The sequence below is a fragment of the Reichenbachiella agarivorans genome (assembly GCF_025502585.1).
GTDB classification, from domain to species: Bacteria; Bacteroidota; Bacteroidia; order Cytophagales; family Cyclobacteriaceae; genus Reichenbachiella; species Reichenbachiella agarivorans.
The window spans coordinates 1,590,936-1,611,218 of the sequence record NZ_CP106679.1; the positions used below are offsets into that span (position 1 = coordinate 1,590,936).

Sequence of the window (20,283 nt, forward strand, 5' to 3'; positions counted from 1 at the left end):
CAAGGTCTAGATACTAATTTCTCCTTTTTTTACATCAATACGCTTTCGCAAAAACTACTCGACCCTTCGATGGCTTTCCTGAATAGACACATGAACCCTCTTCCGCCTCTTGGTCCAAAGGAATACACCTGATCGTTGCCTTGGTTTCTTCTTTTATCTTTTCCTCCGTCTCCGCAGTTCCATCCCAATGCGCATAGACAAATCCACCTTCTTCGCTGTTGATGATACTTTTGAATTCCTCAAATGTATCTGCTTTGAAGGAGTGTGATTCGCGGTATTTCAGTGCTTTTTGGTGAATCGTATCTTGGATGTTGTCTAACAGCTCGCTGATACCCTGAGCAAAATTAGCATCCAATGTCATGATGCTCTTTTCCAAGAGGTCTCTACGTGCTACCTCCACAGTGCCATTTTCCAAATCTTTAGGTCCGATTGCGATTCTGACAGGTGTGCCTTTCAATTCGTACTCGGCAAACTTCCATCCTGGTTTATAGGTCGTTCTGTCATCATATTTGACACTAACGCCGATTTTTTTCAGGTCTGCCATGATGCCTTTGGCCACCACAGAGATTTCTTCTAATTGTTCATCGCTCTTGAAGATCGGTACAATTACCACATGAAATGGAGCCAATTTAGGAGGTAAGACTAATCCATTGTCGTCAGAGTGTGCCATGATCAGCGCTCCCATCAAACGAGTACTCACGCCCCAAGAAGTTCCCCAGACGTATTCCATGGCTCCACCTTCTTTGTTGGCAAACTTGACATCAAACGCCTTGGCAAAATTCTGTCCCAAAAAGTGAGAGGTTCCTGCCTGAAGTGCCTTTCCATCTTGCATCAACGCTTCGATACAGTAGGTGTCCTCTGCACCAGCAAAGCGTTCGCTTTCGGTTTTCACTCCCTTCAAGACAGGCATCGCCATGTAATTCTCTGCAAAATCCGCGTAGACATTCATCATCTGTACGGTCTCGTCTATCGCCTCTTGCTTACTGGCATGCGCGGTATGTCCTTCTTGCCACAAAAACTCCGCTGTTCTTAAAAACAAACGAGTTCTCATTTCCCAACGTACGACATTGGCCCACTGATTGACCAACAAGGGTAAGTCACGATAGGATTGAATCCAGTTTTTATAAGTGCTCCAAATCACAGTCTCGGAGGTAGGTCTGACGATCAATTCTTCCTCTAGTTTGGCATCTGGATCTACGACAACCCCTTTTCCATTTTCGTCATTTTTGAGGCGGTAGTGTGTTACTACTGCACATTCTTTTGCAAAACCCTCGACATGTTTGGCTTCTTTACTCAAGTATGATTTGGGGATGAAAAGAGGGAAATATGCATTGCTGTGACCTGTGTCTTTAAACATCTGGTCTAGCACTGCCTGCATTTTTTCCCAAATGGCATAACCATAGGGTTTGATGACCATGCACCCACGCACTGCGGAGTTTTCTGCAAGGTCTGCTCTTTTCACTAATTCATTATACCACAGCGAATAATCTTCGCTTCTTTTTGGTAATCCTTTACTCATCTTGATTTGTATTCTTGGTATGAAAATTGCATATTTCAGGTTGAAATATGCGACAAATATAATTGTTTGTCGTATAACTATAACTCAATGTTTCATCATTTAGCAGGAGGTCAACATGAAATCGAATAACTACAGAAAAATCAGCCTAGCCCTAGCAATTTTCCTATTGGGAAGTTCTGTTCCACTCGTCGCTCAGGAGTACGATGACATGTATTTCACTGCCAAAGACCGAGAGAAGGAAAAGAAAGTTGAAGAACAAGTCGCCGCAGATTCAGAAAAAGCTTTGCAATCGTACGACAATCCAGCTTATACCAATAGTTATGCCGACAAACAGGTGAATCCTGATTATATTCAAAAATACAAAGATGAAACCAATGCGGGCGCAGCAGCTCAGTCATATGCAGACGCTCCTATTTATTCGGGTTCAGACTATTACATAGAGGGATATGATCAAAGTAGCCAAGCGTATTCCAATCAGCAACCAACTACTGTGGTCAACAATTACTACGGCAACAGTGGGTACAACAACGCCTATCCAGTTTATTCACCTGCTTGGGGTGCTGGATACGGATACAACTCTGGCTGGGGCTGGTCTATGAGTATTGGATATGGTTGGGGATGGGGAGCTGGATACGGCTATTATGACCCATTCTACTATGATCCATTCTATTCACCTATGTATTGCTATAACAGATACAGGTGGTACGCCCCATACTATGGAGGTTACCCATATTATGGGTATAACAGTGGTTATTACAATGGGTTCTATGATGGATACTATGCCGGTGGAGGTCAGTATGTAGCTCGCAACGTAAGTCGTGGTGGACGATACAGTCGTGGATCAAACGTCTCTGTGAATAGTGACCGCATATCTCGCATGTCATCTGTGGAACCAGCAAGAGGCGCTAGTAGCACATCCAATGCACGGGTAGCGTCTAGCTCTACTGTGCCTAACAGTAGAATGAGTTCTGTCAGAACCTCAAGTACTGCCAGCGCGAGAACACAATCTCACAATGAATACATATCTGCCAATTCAAGAACATCAACTAGAACATCAACCAGTGCAAGAACCAGCTCAAGTGAATCCAGAGCAGGCACCAGACAAAATGCTGTAAATAATAGACCTGCACCAAGCAGCCAGTCATCTAGCTATCAGAGGGTCAGTAGATCATCATCTGCAACCAACCCTTCATCAAATAGCCGAGTAACCAACAGTAACTCGTCGAATGTCAGAACAAACAGCCCAACCAATAGTACATCTAATAATAGTTATAACAGAACGAACTCCAACAGTAGTGTGACTCCTAGGTCTAGCTCTTCGAGCAGCAGCACCCCAACAAGGAGATACCAAGGATCAAGTTCTTCGTCTTATTCTAGAAGTTCTGGTACATCTAGTGGATCGTCGTACACTCCTAGTAGGTCTACTGGCAACAGCAGTGGTTATTCTAGTGGATCAAGAAGTAGCTCAGGATCATCTAGCGGAAGATCGTCTTCTGGAAGTTCATCAGGAGGGTCAAGAGGTAGCTCATCGGGAAGTAGCTCATCGAGCAGAAGCAGAAGGTAATCTATCTCAACACAGTTTTAAATCCCGAATCATTTGAATATGAACAATCAACCCATGTCCAAAAGAAAAGTAGCAAGTCTTTTCGCAATAGTATTAATGATGACCATGAGTTCGGCAGTAGCACAGATCGAAGATGGAGCATTTGGTTATTACAATGACGCATTGTTGTTTAGCAGAACCTATTATGGCGGTACGGCTCGTATGCAGGGTATTGGTGGAGCTCAAGTTTCATTGGGAGGAGACATCAATTCTGCCTTTGCCAACCCTGCGGGACTGGGCTCGATTCGCAAGTCAGGGATCACAGTGACACCATCTTTGGATTTCAGTAACACAGAATCTAGTTATTTAGGCAGTCAAACGGATGAATTCAAAGCCAATTTCAACTTTGCCAATTTGGGGATCGTCTTCAGCATGCCTAACAAAGACGAGGAGAGTAAATTCAAAGGTGGGGCTTTTGCCATTACGCTGACCAGAAAAAATAATTTTCATAGCAACTTCACCTATGATGCTTACAATGAAGGAGAGATTGGGAAAACATCCATAGTAGATTCATATTTGGATAGAGCTTGGGGCACAGACCCTGATGACCTTAGCGGTGATTTATACGATGCATACAACCAGTATCTCATCAACCCATATTTAGAAACAGATGCCCAAACGGGGCAAGATTTTACTGCGTATGATAAATTCATAGGAGACTTTCCCAGACAAGTAGAAATCGTTCAGCAACGAGGAGCCCAATATGAGTGGGACTTTTCGGGAGGTGTCAATTACAACGATGTCTTTTATGTAGGAGGAGGCTTAGGGATTAGTACTATTAGATTCTACAGAGAAAGTACTTATACTGAGTCAGAATATATCTACAATGGCCAGCCAGATGATGCTATAGATTTGTATAGTACAAGGAATTCTTTGCGATTAAACGGCACAGGGGTGAGTGGTACTTTGGGAGTAGTGGCTCGTCCTTTGTCTATTTTGCGAATAGGTGCTGCCATCTCTACACCCACTTACTATGGAATGAGAGAGGAGTCCTCTGAAGATTTCCTTACTATTTATAATGATTTTGTGATTCAAGATGATAGTGGTGATGATATAACTTTAGGGCAATTTTATGATGAGTATTTTTCAACTTCTAGATATAATCTTTCTACTCCTTGGAAATTCTCGACAGGAGCCTCGATATTTCTTGGTAAAATGGGTTTCATATCTGCCGATGTTGATTTCTTAGATTACTCACAAGCTAAAATTTCTTCCAATGATTTTAGAACTGGCCTTGACAACAAAACCATAGAAAATTTTTATCAAAACACAGTCAATTTTAGACTCGGAGGAGAAATCAGACTGGATCAGTTTATGCTACGAGCTGGATATGGTTACGATGGTGATCCCTATGTGAGTAGCTCCATAGACAATAGCATCCAAAGGATTTCTGGAGGGCTTGGTTATAGAAATAATGACTTTTTTGTGGATTTGTCTGTCGTGCATACCCAATACTACACAGTAAGAAGTCCTTATACAATCTACAGTTTTGATGATCCAGAATTGGACATCAGTCCTACTGCTCGGATCAACAACAAAAACCTAAATGTTTCGGTGACTTTTGGATTCAATTTCTAAAGAGATTCCAGATAAGAAATAATCTCTTTCATGTTTGAATCTGACGTAAAGGCTGCTTGTTGGTAAAATTTCAACCTTCTTTCATAAAGAGAAGTCATATCTGCCGTGACGTCACTCTTTGCCATCTTCTTGACCAAGGGACGGGTTTCTCTGTCTTTTGTGACACGCTCAATGATGGTCTTCAATGGAGTATCTAAAAATATCGTACAACCTGACTGGTTCATAAAGTCCATGTTGCCATTGAAGCATGGAGCGCCCCCTCCTGTAGCAATGAGTGCAGGCTCATTGAGCTGGGTAATCATACTCAAAGCATAGGTCTCAAACATGCGGAACTGATCCTCTCCAGCGTCCTCAAAGATGTCAGGGATAGACATACCTGACATTTTTTCGATTTGTTCGTCCAAATCAAAAAACTGTCGGCCAAGCTGGTCAGCGAGCAGTTTGCCGAAGGTGCTTTTGCCTGATCCAGGCATACCTACTAAAAATATTTTCTTAGGGTAAGTCAACTATTAGCCAATTAATACTTCCTTGTATTGCATTTTGTGAAGCTGCGCATAATAACTGTCTTTCGCAAGTAATTCGTCGTGAGTTCCACTCTCTTTTATCTCTCCATGATCCAAAACGAGTATTTTGTCAGCATGTTGAATGGTTGAAAGCCTATGTGCTATCACGATAGAAGTACGTCCTTTCATGATTTTGTTGATCGCGCTCTGGATCAATTCCTCTGTCTCGGTATCGACACTGGATGTCGCTTCGTCCAGTACGATGATTTTGGGATCGTAGACCATGGCTCTGACAAATGAAATCAGTTGTCGCTGTCCCACAGACAAAGTGGCTCCTCTCTCCATCACGTTGTATTCAAACCCACCGGGCAATTTGTCGATAAACTCCCGTGCGCCTACTAGCTCAGCAGCGGCGATGATTTTTTCTAATGGTATCTCATCATTGCCCAAAGAAATATTCCTTTGGATCGTGTCAGAAAACAAGAATACATCTTGCAACACTACACCAATATGCTGTCTCAAAGTATTCAATTCAAATTCTTGGATGTCGACCCCGTCTATGGTGATCTGACCTTTGTTGATGTCATAAAAGCGACTCAGTAGATTGATCACGGAGGATTTGCCAGCACCAGTTGCACCCACCAAGGCAATGGTTTGTCCAGATTTCACTTCAAAGCTGATGTCTTTCAGTACATAATTTTCATCATTGTAAGCAAACCAGACGTGGTTGAATGACACATCTCCGTTGAACGCTGCTGGAACGTACGTTCCCTCATTAGCGATATGTTCTTTGCTATCCAGCAATTTCATGATTCTGTTGGAGCTTACGATCCCCATTTGTAGTGTGTTGAACTTATCAGCTATCATTCGGATCGGTCTAAAGAACATCATGATATACATGATGAAAGCAATCAGTTCTCCTGGTTGAAAAGTACGGTCAATCATGTGAAAGGCTCCATACCATACCACGAGCCCTATTCCAATTGCTTGGATGACCTCAGCCACAGGGAAATAAACAGAATAATATAGCACAGACTTGATATTGGCATGTCTGTGTTCGCGATTGATGTCTTTGAATTTGCGCAATTCTTCCTCTTCACTGTTGAAAATCTGGACAATGTTCATCCCTGTGATGTGTTCTTGCACAAATGAATTGAGATTGGCAACTGCTGCTCTCACATGGTTAAATGAAACTTTGATTTTTTCCTTAAACACATAGGTTGCAATGATGAGGATAGGCAAGGTCGATAAGCTCACCAGCGTCAACCTCCAGTTGGTATAGAACATAAAGATCAAAATGACGATCAACTGCAGCAAATCACCAACCATCATGGCAATCCCTTGGCTAAAAACATCTGCCAATGTCTCTATGTCGGAGACATTGCGCGTGACCAAACGTCCAATGGGGGTATTGTCAAAAAACTTGAGTTTCAATCGCTGTATGTGTGCGTAAAGGGTGGTCCTGATATCCCTGATGATATGCTGACCTACCCAGCTCGACAAATAGGTATGGTAATACTGGACAAATGCCTGTATGACCAGCAAACCTATCAATATCCAAATCATCTTGACCAGTCCATCAAAATCTCCAGATGCGACATCCTGATCTATGGTGTATTGGATCAAATATGGCCTGATAGGAACCAAAACCGCCAAAAGTAATGTCAGGAATATGAGCAAATTGAATTGAAGCATATAAGGCTTGACGAATACAAATAGCCTCTTGAGCATCTTAAAATCCACTATGTTTCCGCTTGCCTCTTCTTTCTTCAAAACTGCCTTGGTGTGTTAAATGTATATCTCCTTGGGGTAAATAATATCTTTGAGATAGAGACCATGGGCGGGCACGCAGCTACCTGCTTTGGTTCTATCCTTACTCTCTAATATTGCCTCAAAAGTATCTAAATTAATTTTGCTTTCACCGACCAAAATCATCGTTCCTACCATGGCACGAATCATCCCTCGCAAAAATCTATTGGCACTTACGTGAAAATTGATTTCATCGTTGTGACTCTCCCAGTATGCATCGAATATTTCACAGTTAAAGGTGTGAACGTCGGTATGTACTTTGCTCAAGCTTTCAAAATCTAGCCATCTTTTGATGATATCACAGGATAGGTTCATAGCTTCCAGATCCAAGTGTCTGGTGAATAGAAAGGATTTTCCTTCTAGAAATGGGCTCTTTCTAGTATGCATCCTGTATAGATAAGATCGCGATACAGCACTAAATCTGGCATGGGCATCGTCTTGCACACGGCGCAGTTCATTGGCAGATATGTCTTTGGGGAGCAATCCATTGAGCTTGTGAATCAGGCTCTGCGTCTTGATATTGGGATCCAAATCAAAATGTACTACTTGGTTGATGGCGTGGACTCCTTTGTCTGTGCGTCCGCTGCCTGTAGTCACGACTTCCTGTCTTAGGATTGTGGACAATGCCTCCCCCAGTACCTGCTGTACTGTAGAGGCATTGTTTTGAATCTGCCAGCCGTGATAGGCCGTGCCATCGTACGATATGTCTAAAAAATAACGCACGATTTAAATCACTCCTAGCTCCTTGCCAACTTTGGTGAATGCCGCAATGGCTTTGTCCAAATGCGAAATGTCATGCACCGCAGACATTTGAACCCTGATTCTTGCCTGCCCCTGAGGTACTACGGGATAATAAAAACCAATTACGTAGATGCCTTCTTCCAACAATCGCGAAGCAAAATTTTGAGACAAAACTGCATCGTAGAGCATAATGGGTACAATGGCAGAATCACCCGGTTTGATATCGAAACCTGCTGCGGTCATTCCCTTTCGGAAATAGATCGTGTTTTGTTCCAACTTGTCACGGAGCTCTGTGGTCTTGCTGAGCATGTCAATCACTGCAATAGACGCACCTACAATAGAGGGAGCCAAAGTGTTGGAGAACAAATAGGGTCTAGAGCGCTGTCTCAGCATCTCGATGACCTCTTTGGGGCCAGAGGTGAATCCACCAGACGCACCACCAAGAGCCTTGCCGAGTGTGCCAGTAATGATATCTACACGACCCATGACATTGCGGTACTCATGTACACCACGACCCGTCTTGCCTATGAACCCTGTAGAGTGGCATTCGTCAGACATCACCACCGCGTCATACTTGTCCGCTAGGTCACATATCTTGTCCAACTGCGCAATGGTGCCATCCATGGAAAAGACGCCATCTGTCACAATAATCTTGCATTTGGCATCCTTGGCTTCAATCAATTTGGCTTCTAGGTCTGCCATGTCGTTATGCAGGTATCGCATGCGCTGGGCCTTGCACAATCTGACGCCATCTATGATAGAAGCATGGTTCAGGGTGTCCGAGATGATCACATCCTCAGGCCCAAATAGCGGTTCGAAGACGCCTCCGTTGGCATCAAATGCGGCGGCATAGAGAATCGTGTCTTCCATCCCCAAAAACTCCGAGATCTTGCGTTCTAGTTCTTTATGGATGTCTTGCGTTCCGCAGATGAATCTGACCGATGACATGCCAAAACCATGGCTATCAATGGCTGTCTTGGCTGCTGCCAAAACTTGAGGATGAGACGACAGTCCCAGGTAATTGTTGGCGCAGAAATTTATTACCTCTTTGCCCTCTGTCGTCTTGATGTCTGCTCCCTGTGGGGTTGTGATGATTCTTTCTTTCTTGAAAAGACCAGCCTTTTCTATTTCTGATAACTCTGTACTGAGCTTTCCTTTGAGCGTATTATACATTTCATTTTTGGATTTTGGGTTTAAAAACGCTTTTTGGTTTGGGTGTTGTTTTGACTATCTCCTCTGCCAACAAATATTTTCTCCTCAAGGGGTTAATCAAGAAGAGTTTTTGATGGGTAAAGCTGTCTGGATGCATTTGATCAAAGTCTGATTTTAACTCCAAAAACAAGGTGTTTTCCGCCAACTTAAATTTTGACGAATCTATTTTTTTCGAAATTAAATACGCTTCAAAGCTCATGTCGTTTTCCATAGGAATTGGGAGATAAATCGTGATAACAAGGCAATTTATCCCTTTTATCAACCAATAGCGCAGTTTTTGATCTGGAAATCTTCATACCTTTATCCTACAACAAAAAACCCATAATGAATAACATACTAGTAATAGGTGCCTGCGGTCAGCTCGGTTCGGAGTTGACGGTCAGACTCCGACAAATCTATGGTGCTGACCATGTCATCGCTACGGACAAAAAAGAGTCTTTGGATCAATTGAGCGAGGGTCCGTTTGAAATAATGGACGTACTAGATACTAACCGTGTCAAGGAGATCCTGAAGAAGTATCAGATCACCGAAGTCTATCACTTGGTGGCTCTGCTTTCGGCCACTGCTGAGGCCAGTCCGAGGTTTGCCTGGGAACTCAACATGAACAGCCTGGTCAATATCTTAGATTTGGCAAAAGAAGGATATTTCAAAAGATTGTATTGGCCGAGTTCTATCGCGGTATTTGGTCCCAACACCCCCAAACTCAATACACCACAGGAGACCATCATGGATCCCAATACCATCTATGGCATCAGCAAGCTGGCTGGAGAACGGTGGTGCGATTACTACCACAAAAAGCACGATGTAGATGTGCGCAGTTTGCGCTATCCAGGGCTGATTGGTTACAAATCCTTGCCAGGTGGGGGTACGACTGATTATGCTGTAGACATCTACCACAAGGCAAAGGCAAAACAAAATTTCACCTGCTTCTTGGGAGAAGATACACGCCTGCCTATGATGTACATGGATGATGCTGTACGTGCTACCATAGAGTTGATGGATGCGCCTGCTGACAAGATTACAGTCAGGTCTAGTTACAACCTAGCCGCCATGAGTTTCACACCCAAAGAAATCTATCAGGAAATCGTGAAGCACTATCCAGACTTCAAAACCTCCTATTCACCAGATTTTAGACAAGCAATTGCTGACTCATGGGCGCAAAGTATCGATGATTCTGTGGCACAAAATGACTGGGGATGGAAACCTGCGTTTGACTTGTCCAAAATGACACAGGATATTTTGACGAATTTATAATTCACAGGAGAAATGATTTGGGGTATGTTTACTACAAATCATTTCTTGTTCATCTCAACAAATACCAGCCTAGAAAAAACACATTGAGCAGGAGTGAGGAGATCAGGTTGAGTCTCATGGTGTGCTCAAAATCAGCTCGTCGTTCGTCTTTTCTTACTTTCAAAAACCAGAAGAAGAAATAGCCCATCACAGGCAGCAAACTCAACTGAAAAGCCAGGGCTGTCATCCAATCAAAATAAGTATAGAAGTAGTACAGAAAGCCTAGATTGGATACAAAAAAGAATAGACCCGTAAAATAGAAAGTGCCCAAAACTCCGAGAAGAATGCTCATCGTGATGTCTCCACGCTGGCTGTCTTCCTCGTGCTGATATACTTGTGTCATAGGATAGCTGCCCATCAGCAGCATGGAGCTTAGGATAGCAGGAAGCTGCCACTGCCAGTCTATCAATTCCAATCCGTCAAAGTCTTTCAATCCCAAAACCACCATCAAGAAAGTAAAATACCCTTGAAAGATCCCAGCGGCTAGCCAGCCAATGATCGGCATGCTTTTGAGTCGAATGAGCGGATGACTGTATGCCTTGGAAACCAGTCCGTATATCAAAAGCATCGCGGCAAATTGCCATGAAATCCACCATCCCATCATGATGGCTAGTACATCGAGTGCAATCGACCATCCATAGAGTTCTTTGCTGGTTTTGGGGGGATGTTTCAACCCTCCTATGCTACCTTCATCCTTGTCAAAATAAGAGTTATACCCATTGCTAGCCGGGTAGAGCAAAACATGGAGGATGAAAAAAATCCATAGAATCTCAAAGTACTTTGTACTGGCCGAAACCGCTAGTGCAAACAGAAATACTGGCAGCAAGAAAAATGAAAAGGGAAACCGCAGGTGTAAAAAGGTAGACTTTGTCATTTGGGGAAATTAGTCATTGATATCTCAAGAGAAAATAGTGAAAGCTAGAAATAATATTTATTTTCCCTCTTCTTACCAACCGCCCAGTGATGGGAAGGATGGCTAAAAAAATCACCGCCCATACGATTAACTATGGATTTATTCACGATCAACTGATACATGGGAGCATACATCACCTCCATCGGGACGGCCAATCCGTCCAACAAATACAAGCAAGATGATATCGCCCAGTTCATGTGCGAAAACTTGTCTCTCAGACCTGAGGAGCAGCGAAAATTGTGCATACTCTATCGTGCCACGGGGATCGAAGAGCGCTACTCTGTACTCCACGACTACAAGCGCAAAAAGGGAACTTTTACGTTTTTCGAAAACAGTGCAGATTTGCAGCCCTTTCCGAAGACCAGCACGCGGATGAAACTCTACCGAGAAGAAGCTGTACCTCTCGCCATATCTGCGATCACTCAATGTATCAATGGGGAGAAATTGTCGTCCTTTACGCATCTGATCACTGTGAGCTGTACAGGTATGTATGCCCCTGGATTGGACGTGGACTTGATCAAGACATTGAATCTCAGTCCTAGCATCAACCGCATGAGTATCAATTTTATGGGTTGCTATGCTGCGATGAATGCACTCAATATGGCCAGGCAGATTTGCCTAAATCAGTCTGCCAAAGTACTGATCGTATCGGTAGAGCTCTGTACCATTCACCTCCAATCCAGTCACAGCGAAGACAACCTATTGGCACACTCCCTGTTTTCCGATGGAGCGGCAGCCACTGTGGTGAGTTCGGAACCAACTGACCACTGTCTGGAAATCGTCTCCAACTCCAGCTATCTCGCCCTCATCGGCAAAAACGATATGGCATGGCAAATTGGAGATTTTGGATTTGAAATGGCCTTGACGTCCTATGTCCCAGACATCATCCAAAAGGGCATTCATGATTTGACCCGTCAACTGCTCAGTCAGACAGAGATGAGTCTTGCCAATATAGATCTATTTGCCATCCACCCAGGGGGGAAAAAAATATTAGAATCCATCGAGCGTGAACTAAAACTGAGCAAGGACGATAACCAATATGCCTATGAGGTACTCAAAAAATACGGCAACATGTCCTCTCCTACCATCTTGTTTGTCTTGGCTGAGCTCATGAAAAAAATGAAGGATGGACAAAATGTGCTTTCCTTTGCCTTTGGTCCAGGTCTCACCATGGAGAGCATCTTGTTCAAATCACATAGCCATGTTTGAATTCCTCAAGACCCGATCCGAAGAAGAAGAAATCATGGACGACTTTGACTGCCATGGAGAGGTAGTCAATCAAACCTTGAGAGAACTGCACAGCATCAATACTTACCTAGGAGGAACCAACATTTCACTCAACAGCATCCGAGCGCTGATCCGACAACATCCACAAGAAAAATACAGAATTGTGGACTTGGGTTGTGGGGGAGGAGATACCTTGAAACTCCTCGCACAATGGGCCGCTAGTAATAAAAAATCGCTCCAGTTGACGGGTATTGATGCCAACCCTCACATTGTCGAGTATGCCCAGCAAAACACGCAGCAGTTTGACAACATTCAATTTTATGCAGAGGACATTTACAGTGCTGATTTCCTGTCCAAAAAATTTGATATAGCACATTGCAGCCTATTTCTTCACCATTTTGATGAGGAAGCTATCGTGGAGCTTTTTCATCAACTGCAGCAGCAGGTATCATTGGGGATCGTCATCAATGACCTCCACAGGCATCCTATTTCCTATTATTTCACCAAATGGCTACTGACCGCCTGGTCTCGATCGACTATGGTCAAAAATGATAGCGTGCTATCAGTTGCACGTTCTTTTACACGAAAGGAATTGACGCAGTATTTGGCATCCGCCAAAATCAAAAACTACACACTCAAATGGAAATGGGCTTTTAGGTGGGAGCTAGTTATTCATGCATGACACACCCGTTTTTCGAATTTGCGGAGTAGACTTCAAATACTGATTCTCCCATAAACTAAAATCCTTGTAGAGAGAAATTTGTTGTGCTACGTAATGAAAATAATTTTGTTTTGTTATTTATTCAGATAAAGCGTTACTTTAGCAAATTGTTATAATTCTATAATCAATTGAGTACTATTGTTTTGTGTGGTTCAATTGGTTTTTGGTTCGTTGAAATTCCATCTGTAGGGTAGTAATTGTGATATTTTTTGAAAGAGAGGATGTAGGCTCTTTCATACCTAATATGATGGAACTAATTTGAACATGTGCGAAGTAACCAACCAGCTATGAATGCCCTGATAAGGATTTTAATCATTTTACTTTTTTTTATCAAACCACTCTGTGCGATTTCACTAGGAGATGTGACAGAGCATGTTGAAAAAAGCTATGCTGTTCAACAGAAAAAGTCCTTCTCCAATCTTGACCCCTTCTCACATCTTGCAGACGAGACAGAATCTTCCTATTTCATGGAAGGGTTGTACGAACCAGTATCTGTCGATGATGAATTGTTACGAGCAAAGATAGATGCCACATATGAAGAGGTAGCTGCTAACAATAGGTTTGTAAAGTTTCTAGATAGCAATGCGCTGATTGAATTACCCGTCGGGATTAAAACTAGTATTGGATCACTCGACTATGTAATTTTAATAGATAGTGTAGTCTCTACGCCAGAATATTCTCTTTTGTATGCGAGCATGAGTTTTGAGACTCCCAAAACAGGGAGGATTCATTTCAGAGGAGAAGGAATTAGGTTCTCTAAAAAAGGAGGGATTGAAGGTGGGGGAACCTTGTTTTTGGTTGGAGACTATCCTAGTCAGACAGAAGAAAATCAATCTAAAGACAAAACACAATTAATCATTAGAGGAAAGAACAACAAAACTTTTGTTGAGTTTGACTGTAATGGGTTCAAACAATTTGGTTTGGAAGCCAGTTTGGTGTTTTCTAATAAAACTATTTTACCAGAAGATCAGACGGGTAAGATTCTTGAAAACCAAAATGTATCGGTAGATTTTACTACATCAGTATCTGACTGGAATGACATATTGGTAGAGGTTGGGATCGATCCTTTTCAAGTGAAAGGCCTAGATGGTGTGTCATTTAGCATTACCAATGCAGTCATTGACCTGAGTGATACTAGAAATCTCCCTGGGGTTTCTTTTCCTGCAGAGTATATCGCGCAATCTCCATTTCACCAGTCTGGAAATCCTAACCTGTGGAGAGGGGTTTTTATTCAGAGTTTAACCATAGCCTTGCCTCATCAGTTTGATACGAAAAGTGAAGGTAATGCTACTGAAAGAGTTCGTCTAACTGGTCAAAATATGCTCATAGATGACTTGGGCTTTACAGGTATTATTTCTGGAGAAAACCTAATTCCTCTCGAAAAGGGGAAATTAGGTAATTGGAATTTTTCGTTGGACATGATCAGTGTAAAGCTCGTAGCTAATGAATTAACTGAGGGAGGCCTTAAAGGTAAAATAGATATTCCTTTAAAAGAAAAAGAGGGAAGTGGCACTGCTGATGAAAACAAATTGTTTGCTTACTCTGCCATGATGAAAATGGGAGGAGAATATCTGTTCAACGTTTCTTCTCCAGAAGAGATCAGCTTTGACTTGTTCAAGGCTGGAAAGGTAACACTATTACCTTCTTCATATGTTGAAGTAAAATCCATTGATGGAAAGTTCTTGCCCAGCGCCAACCTGAATGGGAAGATGGATATCATGCTAGGGTTGAACTCCGAAAATGGTGACGCTGACTCCAATGCAAAAAAGAATATTTCGCTTGAAGGGATTACTTTCCAAGATTTGAAGATTCAATCTGTAAAGCCCTAAATAACAGTTAGTTATTTTTCACTTGGTTTTTCTAATTCAGGTATGGGAGGGTTTCCAATACAAGTCAATAAAATCTACGGAGGAGTAACTGGAGAAGAGATGTTTTTAGGAGTGGATTTGACGCTACAGTTGACAGAAGATGATGGTAATGGGTTCGGAGCAGAGGGTGCGTTTAGAATATTATCTAGGGCTGTGGAGTCGGGTTCACAGGTACATTATAAGTATGCCGGTCTTGAAATCGAAAAATTAGGTATTGATATCGTTACAGATGCTTTTAGTTTCAAAGGGAAACTAATCTTTTTCAAAAATGACCCAATTTATGGGAATGGGATCAACGGTTCTGTGGAGGCTACCTTTTCTTCATTTGGCTTGTCTGCCAACGCAGTTTTTGGCAATGTCGAAGGTATGAAATATTGGTATGTTGACGCCATGGTAGATCTAGGAAATGGTATTCCTGTATTTACAGGATTTTTCCTTACTAGGTTTGGTGGAGGAGCCTATTATCATATGTCTTTGGACAACAAGGGTGTAGGTTCAGAACTCGGTACTACTAACTCTGGCATTACCTACATTCCCGATAAGACCGTTGGGTTGGGTATCAAGGCTATCGTAGGCGTAGCAGGAGGAAATGAAAAAGGTTTTTTTGCAGAGGTGACTTTTGAAATGGCCTTTCGATCGAATGGTGGGCTTAAATACATTCGATTCTTGGGCAATATATCCATGCTTTCCATTCCAGTGGACATACCTCCCGAACTCCTCAAATTGCAAGCAAAAAGCCTTGCAGCACAGGCAGGATCAAAGAGTGAGATTAGCAACAACCCCGATGCTTCCAAGGCAGTACTGGGAAGTGACAGAGGTGATGCATCTATTTTTGGATCTGTATCTATCGAGTTCAATTTTGACGACAACTCCCTACATTCCAATTTGAGTTTGGATATCCTGGTAGCTGGAGGGGTCATCAAAGGTGGAGGCAATGCCGTCATGCACTTTTCTCCCTCTGAGTGGTATATCTATATAGGACGACCAGAGGTTGAAAACAGAATATACTTGGATATCATGAGTGTGATCAGAGTTGATGCCTACTTTGTGATGGGCTCAGTCGTCCCTGATAGTCCACCTCCTCCGCAGAAAGTTTCAGAGATTTTGGGAGGAATGGATTTAGACTACATGAAGGATCTCAATGCGCTGGCGGATGGAGCAGGCATTGGCTTTGGCGCCAGTTTGACCATGGACACTGGTGATAAAACCTTCTTGATTTTCTATGGACATTTTGCAGTAGGATTGGGATTTGACATCATGCTCAAGGATTATGGCAATGTCACTTGTGCAGGCAGAGGACAGCTGGGTATTGATGGATGGTACGCCAATGGTCAATCTTATGCTTATTTTGATGGGGTGATTGGGATCAAGGTGAAAGTCTTTGGCAAGAAAAAGAAAGTCGATATTTTGAATATCGCAGCAGCGGTAGTGCTCCAAGCCAAATTGCCTAATCCTGTATGGATGAAAGGAATCGTAGGAGGTAGGTTTAGTGTGATGGGAGGTTTGGTCAAGGGTGAATGCAAGTTTGAAGTGGAGATTGGTGAGGAGTGTGATATGCAGTACGGTGGGTCAGATGGGGCATTAGATGGCTTGGATGTGATTGCTCAACTTACTCCTGGAGACAAAACCAAAGAAGTAGATGTATTTACTTTGCCTCAAATAGTCTTCAACTACGAGATCAACAAGTCTTATAACATGGTAGAGGGAGATCGTACCATTCAGTTTAGGATTGCTGCAGATGAAATGTCCATCAAGCAAAATGGACAGAAATTAGACGTTGTTGTAGAATGGTCAGATGATAAAATGACGGCAGTATTGGACTCTGACGGAATATTGCCACCTGAGTCAGAACTAACCTTGACTGCTTCTACCACTTTTGAGGAGTTTAAGGACGGCAGATGGCAAATAGTCAAAGTTGAGGACGGTAGTGAATTGCGAGAGACTAAGACGATTACTTTTACGACGGACAAAGCACCACGTTACATACCAGATCGTAACGTTAGTTATGTATATCCCTTGAAGGATATGGTCAATTACTATCCAGAGGAGCATCCGCAAGGTTTTATTCATGTCAAAGATGATCAAGGGTATCTTTTCAGTGATCCCAACTTTACTACTATTGTTCGTTTTACGAGTGGTACAGCCGTGCCAGATGTTCCAGTAACTTACGCCAACAATGAGCTGACTTTTTCAATTCCTACAGACTTGTCTAAAGATAAAGTGTATGCCTTGCAAGTGATAAACAAGCCTACTCAAACTACCAACATTACAGCCAACATCAGAGAAGATTCGACAGCAGTAGACCTAGGTGATGCTGGTGGTGTAACAAAGTTGAGAAGCCGAAGTGCAGAAGGAATTGTGGAGAGTTTCGAAGAGGAACACATATATGAATTATACTTCAGAGTGAGCCGCTATGCTACTTTTCCTCAAAAGGCTGCTGCTACTTTAGGCGCTGGTGGTTGGCGTGATCCTATATCTATACTTACTCACAGGATTGGTACCAATCTTTCTGGCCCAGAGAGGTTCTCCTATCGAGAATTGAAGGTGGTAGATGGTCAACCTCCTTTGATCAGTATGGAAGCAGACTTATCGAATAACTCGTGGTACAACAATAGCATCTATCCTATCATCTATGAAGGTTATCCCTTGATGGGTAACATTACCATTAGAGAATCAAATCGCGATGTAGAGGTGTTTGGTGTCATTCCCACCAAGGCAGTACATATTTGGCAATACCCCTACATGATTAGCATGCCAGAAAGTGCCCATGGAGCAGGAGTAATGAATATTCAATCTCCAGAGGGTACGGTCAGTTATATGCTAGTACCTGTCATGTATGAGGATTATTTGGATTTGGCAAATCAAGTTGCTTCGCGCTATACTAGTAACATGTCTGATAGATACAGGAGGCTGCTCTCAGAATCTTTTCCGATCATCAAAAAAGGAGATTATTGGGTGAACAGTAATTATACCATTCCTGGTAAAAACATAGTGAGTTCTACCTATCGTCATAAAATTAGCAATCCACTTGATTAGTAAAATATACCATATTGTCCTTTTGTTTGTCCTACTGAATGTACCCTTATTTCTTTGGGCACAGGAGACTCAAGTCATTGGTATAGAAGCCAAAGCTAAAGTCTCACAGGGTCGTATTTATCTCCGCTGGGCACCAGAGAATGCGGTTTCTTGGCAATTGGCCAACAAGTATGGTTATACCATCGAGCGGTTTAGGATCATGCAAAACGGTCGTTTGGTGGATTCACCAGAGCGCAAAGTATTGTTGCCTTATGCACTGAAACCATCCCCTTTGGAGAATTGGGAACCATACAGCGATGATGATTATGTAGGCGTAGCAGCACAGGCCATCTATGGTGAGTCATTTGAGGTAGAGGAACCCAGTGCGACGGAGATGATGCGGGTGATCAATGCCTCTCGTGAATTGGAAAATAGATTTTCTTTTGCACTCTATGCAGCTGACATGTCCATCAAAGCAGCTGAATTGTCTGGTTTGTTCGTCTCAGACCAAGAAGTGTATGCAGGCGAAAAATATGTTTATAAAATATATGTCAGTTCACCAGTAGCAACCCATGTATCTGATACTGCCTCCATCTATATCGGCTTGGCGGATGAAGTTCCTTTGCCGCAACCTTTTGATGTCAAGGTAGCGTTTGAAGACCAGGTATCGGTGATCAGTTGGAATGCCCAGATCCATCAGAAAGTCTACAATACCTACTGGGTGGAGAGATCAGATGATGGCACGAGTTTCAAATCCATCACAGATGTACCCATCGTGAGCACTTATCAACGAAATCCCAGTGAGCGAATCTACAAAGGGGACAGCCTCTCTGCCAACGGTATCAGGTACTACTACCGAGTCATAGGTGTAGATGCTTTTGGATTCGAGGGGCCTCCCTCAGAGATAGTGGATGGCACAGGCCTACCTGTATTTAAGATTGCGCCCACTATTGCTTCGCATGAGATCTCCGAGACACAAGAGGTCACCCTGTATTGGAAAGTACCACAGGTGGATCTGTCTCTTTTGCATTCCTTTAGCATCAGCAGAGAGAGTGGGAGTACGGGCTTCAATGCACCGATAGCGAATGATTTGCCTGCAAAGACCCGACAGTTTACAGATTCTTTGCCTCACAGCTCCAACTATTATATTGTCACGGCACATGATGATTATGGTCGAAAAATAGCATCCTTCCCCTACATGGTACAGCTCGATGACAGCATACCTCCATCTCGACCTGTTGGATTGAAAGGAAGTATCTCGGACTTGGGCATTGTTTCTTTGACTTGGGATGAAAATACCGAAAGTGACCTCAGAGGCTACAAAGTGTACAAATCCAACTATGCAGATGAGGATGGATTCATTGAGTTGCCAGGTCAGATGGTGACTCAGGCGCTGGTTGAGGACAGCATTGCTCTCGACAACCTGACCGAAAAAATATACTACCGCGTCAAGGCCTTTGACAAGCGACAGAATCCATCCGAGTTTTCTGACATCATAGAGCTCAAAAAGCCAGATTTGATCCCTCCCGTCTCCCCTGTATTCACCAACATCAAAAATGATTCTCTGGGCATCTTGGTGCAGTGGGAAAATAGTCCTAGTGAGGATATGGAACTACAGCTGCTCTACCGTCGAGCGGCAGATCAGTCTGACTGGGAGCTGGTGTATACCCAGCAGGACGGGTTTACATTCTACTTAGATGAGGAGAGCGAGCACAATACTCGCTATGCCTATACCCTGATCGCAGTGGATGATGATGGCTTAGAGTCACTGCCTGCCAAACCTGTGACCATGCTGCGCAAGAAACTCAATCCCTATCCATCGATCACTAGTCTGAACCATGTGGTAGATCAAGAGAAGAAAACAATAGTACTGAGCTGGTCTTATAACCAGGATGACGTAGTGAAATACAGATTGTATAAATCTGTAGGAGACAGTGCGCTGCAGTTGTACAAAGAGTTACCCGTAGCTCAGAGTGTGAGCAATCAATTTGTAGATCAATACACTGGGGATAGCCAATTGGCATATAGCCTGCAAGCAGTGTTTGAGTCAGGTGAAATGTCTGTTTTATCAAAAAAACTTAATGTGGAATTGTGATGGGAAAGCGTGCTAGCAATAAGGTAATTCAGGTTTTATTATTTATCGTTTCACTATTTGCACACCATAGATTACTGGGACAAGCTGGAGAATTTGATGAATGCTCAAAAGAGCCTGTTTTTTTTCATGTTTCCCATGAAATTGATGGTGAGCTCGATGCAAATTGGTCATTGAACCCAGTATATA

14 protein-coding genes are annotated in these 20,283 nt (G+C 42.9%); 8 read left to right on the forward strand and 6 right to left on the reverse strand.

Annotated elements, in window-relative coordinates; genetic code table 11:
- Positions 1 to 34 precede the first annotated feature (34 nt).
- Positions 35 to 1,519, reverse strand: a complete 1,485-nt coding sequence (proS, locus tag N6H18_RS06730; protein ID WP_262311077.1) for a proline--tRNA ligase — start codon at positions 1,517 to 1,519, stop codon at positions 35 to 37.
- A gap of 115 nt (positions 1,520 to 1,634) precedes the next feature.
- Here proS and N6H18_RS06735 point away from each other — a divergent pair, with 115 nt between their 5' ends.
- Both N6H18_RS06735 and N6H18_RS06740 read left to right on the forward strand, forming a co-directional pair.
- A complete protein-coding gene (locus tag N6H18_RS06735; protein WP_262311078.1) occupies positions 1,635 to 3,083 on the forward strand; it encodes a hypothetical protein in 1,449 nt (482 codons plus the stop codon).
- Positions 3,084 to 3,122: 39 nt separating this feature from the next.
- Entirely contained in the window at positions 3,123 to 4,700 is a 1,578-nt protein-coding gene (locus N6H18_RS06740) for an OmpP1/FadL family transporter (RefSeq protein ID WP_262311079.1), read from the forward strand.
- Here N6H18_RS06740 and N6H18_RS06745 read toward each other — a convergent pair.
- The 4 genes from N6H18_RS06745 to kbl are packed head-to-tail and all read right to left on the reverse strand — an operon-like array spanning position 4,697 to position 8,926.
- Complete coding sequence (locus N6H18_RS06745; RefSeq protein ID WP_262311080.1) at positions 4,697 to 5,206, reverse strand: shikimate kinase; 510 nt, start codon at positions 5,204 to 5,206, stop codon at positions 4,697 to 4,699. The genes N6H18_RS06740 and N6H18_RS06745 overlap by 4 nt on opposite strands.
- A gap of 3 nt (positions 5,207 to 5,209) precedes the next feature.
- A complete protein-coding gene (locus N6H18_RS06750; RefSeq protein WP_262311590.1) occupies positions 5,210 to 6,934 on the reverse strand; it encodes an ABC transporter ATP-binding protein in 1,725 nt (574 codons plus the stop codon).
- Positions 6,935 to 6,991: 57 nt separating this feature from the next.
- Entirely contained in the window at positions 6,992 to 7,735 is a 744-nt protein-coding gene (truA, locus tag N6H18_RS06755; protein ID WP_262311081.1) for a tRNA pseudouridine(38-40) synthase TruA, read from the reverse strand.
- A gap of 3 nt (positions 7,736 to 7,738) precedes the next feature.
- Positions 7,739 to 8,926: a glycine C-acetyltransferase gene (gene kbl / locus N6H18_RS06760; RefSeq protein ID WP_262311082.1), complete on the reverse strand. Its 1,188-nt coding sequence runs from the start codon at positions 8,924 to 8,926 to the stop codon at positions 7,739 to 7,741.
- Positions 8,927 to 9,289: 363 nt separating this feature from the next.
- Between kbl and N6H18_RS06770 the strand changes: the two genes are divergently transcribed.
- A complete protein-coding gene (locus N6H18_RS06770; RefSeq protein WP_262311083.1) occupies positions 9,290 to 10,219 on the forward strand; it encodes an NAD-dependent epimerase/dehydratase family protein in 930 nt (309 codons plus the stop codon).
- Positions 10,220 to 10,268: 49 nt separating this feature from the next.
- On the opposite strand, the gene N6H18_RS06775 is transcribed toward N6H18_RS06770, so the two are convergent.
- Complete coding sequence (locus N6H18_RS06775; protein WP_262311084.1) at positions 10,269 to 11,132, reverse strand: UbiA family prenyltransferase; 864 nt, start codon at positions 11,130 to 11,132, stop codon at positions 10,269 to 10,271.
- Between the two features lie 159 nt (positions 11,133 to 11,291).
- Between N6H18_RS06775 and N6H18_RS06780 the strand changes: the two genes are divergently transcribed.
- The 5 genes from N6H18_RS06780 to N6H18_RS06800 all read left to right on the forward strand — a co-directional run bounded on the left by N6H18_RS06780 (position 11,292) and on the right by N6H18_RS06800 (position 20,097).
- On the forward strand, positions 11,292 to 12,380 hold the full coding sequence (locus tag N6H18_RS06780) for a type III polyketide synthase (protein ID WP_262311085.1): 1,089 nt from the start codon (positions 11,292 to 11,294) through the stop codon (positions 12,378 to 12,380).
- Positions 12,373 to 13,080, forward strand: a complete 708-nt coding sequence (locus N6H18_RS06785) for a methyltransferase domain-containing protein (RefSeq protein WP_262311086.1) — start codon at positions 12,373 to 12,375, stop codon at positions 13,078 to 13,080. The genes N6H18_RS06780 and N6H18_RS06785 overlap by 8 nt, the downstream gene beginning before the upstream one ends.
- Positions 13,081 to 13,406: 326 nt before the next feature.
- Positions 13,407 to 14,948, forward strand: a complete 1,542-nt coding sequence (locus N6H18_RS06790) for a calponin homology domain-containing protein (protein WP_262311087.1) — start codon at positions 13,407 to 13,409, stop codon at positions 14,946 to 14,948.
- 42 nt (positions 14,949 to 14,990) lie between these two features.
- Entirely contained in the window at positions 14,991 to 18,023 is a 3,033-nt protein-coding gene (locus N6H18_RS06795) for a hypothetical protein (protein WP_262311088.1), read from the forward strand.
- The gene (locus N6H18_RS06800; protein ID WP_262311089.1) at positions 18,016 to 20,097 is read left to right on the forward strand and encodes a fibronectin type III domain-containing protein; all 2,082 of its coding nucleotides are present in this window, start codon (positions 18,016 to 18,018) and stop codon (positions 20,095 to 20,097) included. The genes N6H18_RS06795 and N6H18_RS06800 overlap by 8 nt, the downstream gene beginning before the upstream one ends.
- Positions 20,098 to 20,283: the final 186 nt, after the last annotated feature.

What these genes read in the sequence shown, in the direction of transcription:
- proS (WP_262311077.1), bottom strand. Translation starts at nt 1,519, where the DNA reads ATGAGTAAAGGATTACCAAAAAGAAGCGAAGATTATTCGCTGTGGTAT.
- N6H18_RS06735 (WP_262311078.1), top strand. Translation starts at nt 1,635, where the DNA reads ATGAAATCGAATAACTACAGAAAAATCAGCCTAGCCCTAGCAATTTTC.
- N6H18_RS06740 (WP_262311079.1), top strand. Translation starts at nt 3,123, where the DNA reads ATGAACAATCAACCCATGTCCAAAAGAAAAGTAGCAAGTCTTTTCGCA.
- N6H18_RS06750 (WP_262311590.1), bottom strand. Translation starts at nt 6,934, where the DNA reads ATGCTCAAGAGGCTATTTGTATTCGTCAAGCCTTATATGCTTCAATTC.
- kbl (WP_262311082.1), bottom strand. Translation starts at nt 8,926, where the DNA reads ATGTATAATACGCTCAAAGGAAAGCTCAGTACAGAGTTATCAGAAATA.
- N6H18_RS06770 (WP_262311083.1), top strand. Translation starts at nt 9,290, where the DNA reads ATGAATAACATACTAGTAATAGGTGCCTGCGGTCAGCTCGGTTCGGAG.
- N6H18_RS06775 (WP_262311084.1), bottom strand. Translation starts at nt 11,132, where the DNA reads ATGACAAAGTCTACCTTTTTACACCTGCGGTTTCCCTTTTCATTTTTC.
- N6H18_RS06780 (WP_262311085.1), top strand. Translation starts at nt 11,292, where the DNA reads ATGGGAGCATACATCACCTCCATCGGGACGGCCAATCCGTCCAACAAA.
- N6H18_RS06785 (WP_262311086.1), top strand. Translation starts at nt 12,373, where the DNA reads ATGTTTGAATTCCTCAAGACCCGATCCGAAGAAGAAGAAATCATGGAC.
- N6H18_RS06790 (WP_262311087.1), top strand. Translation starts at nt 13,407, where the DNA reads ATGAATGCCCTGATAAGGATTTTAATCATTTTACTTTTTTTTATCAAA.
- N6H18_RS06795 (WP_262311088.1), top strand. Translation starts at nt 14,991, where the DNA reads ATGGGAGGGTTTCCAATACAAGTCAATAAAATCTACGGAGGAGTAACT.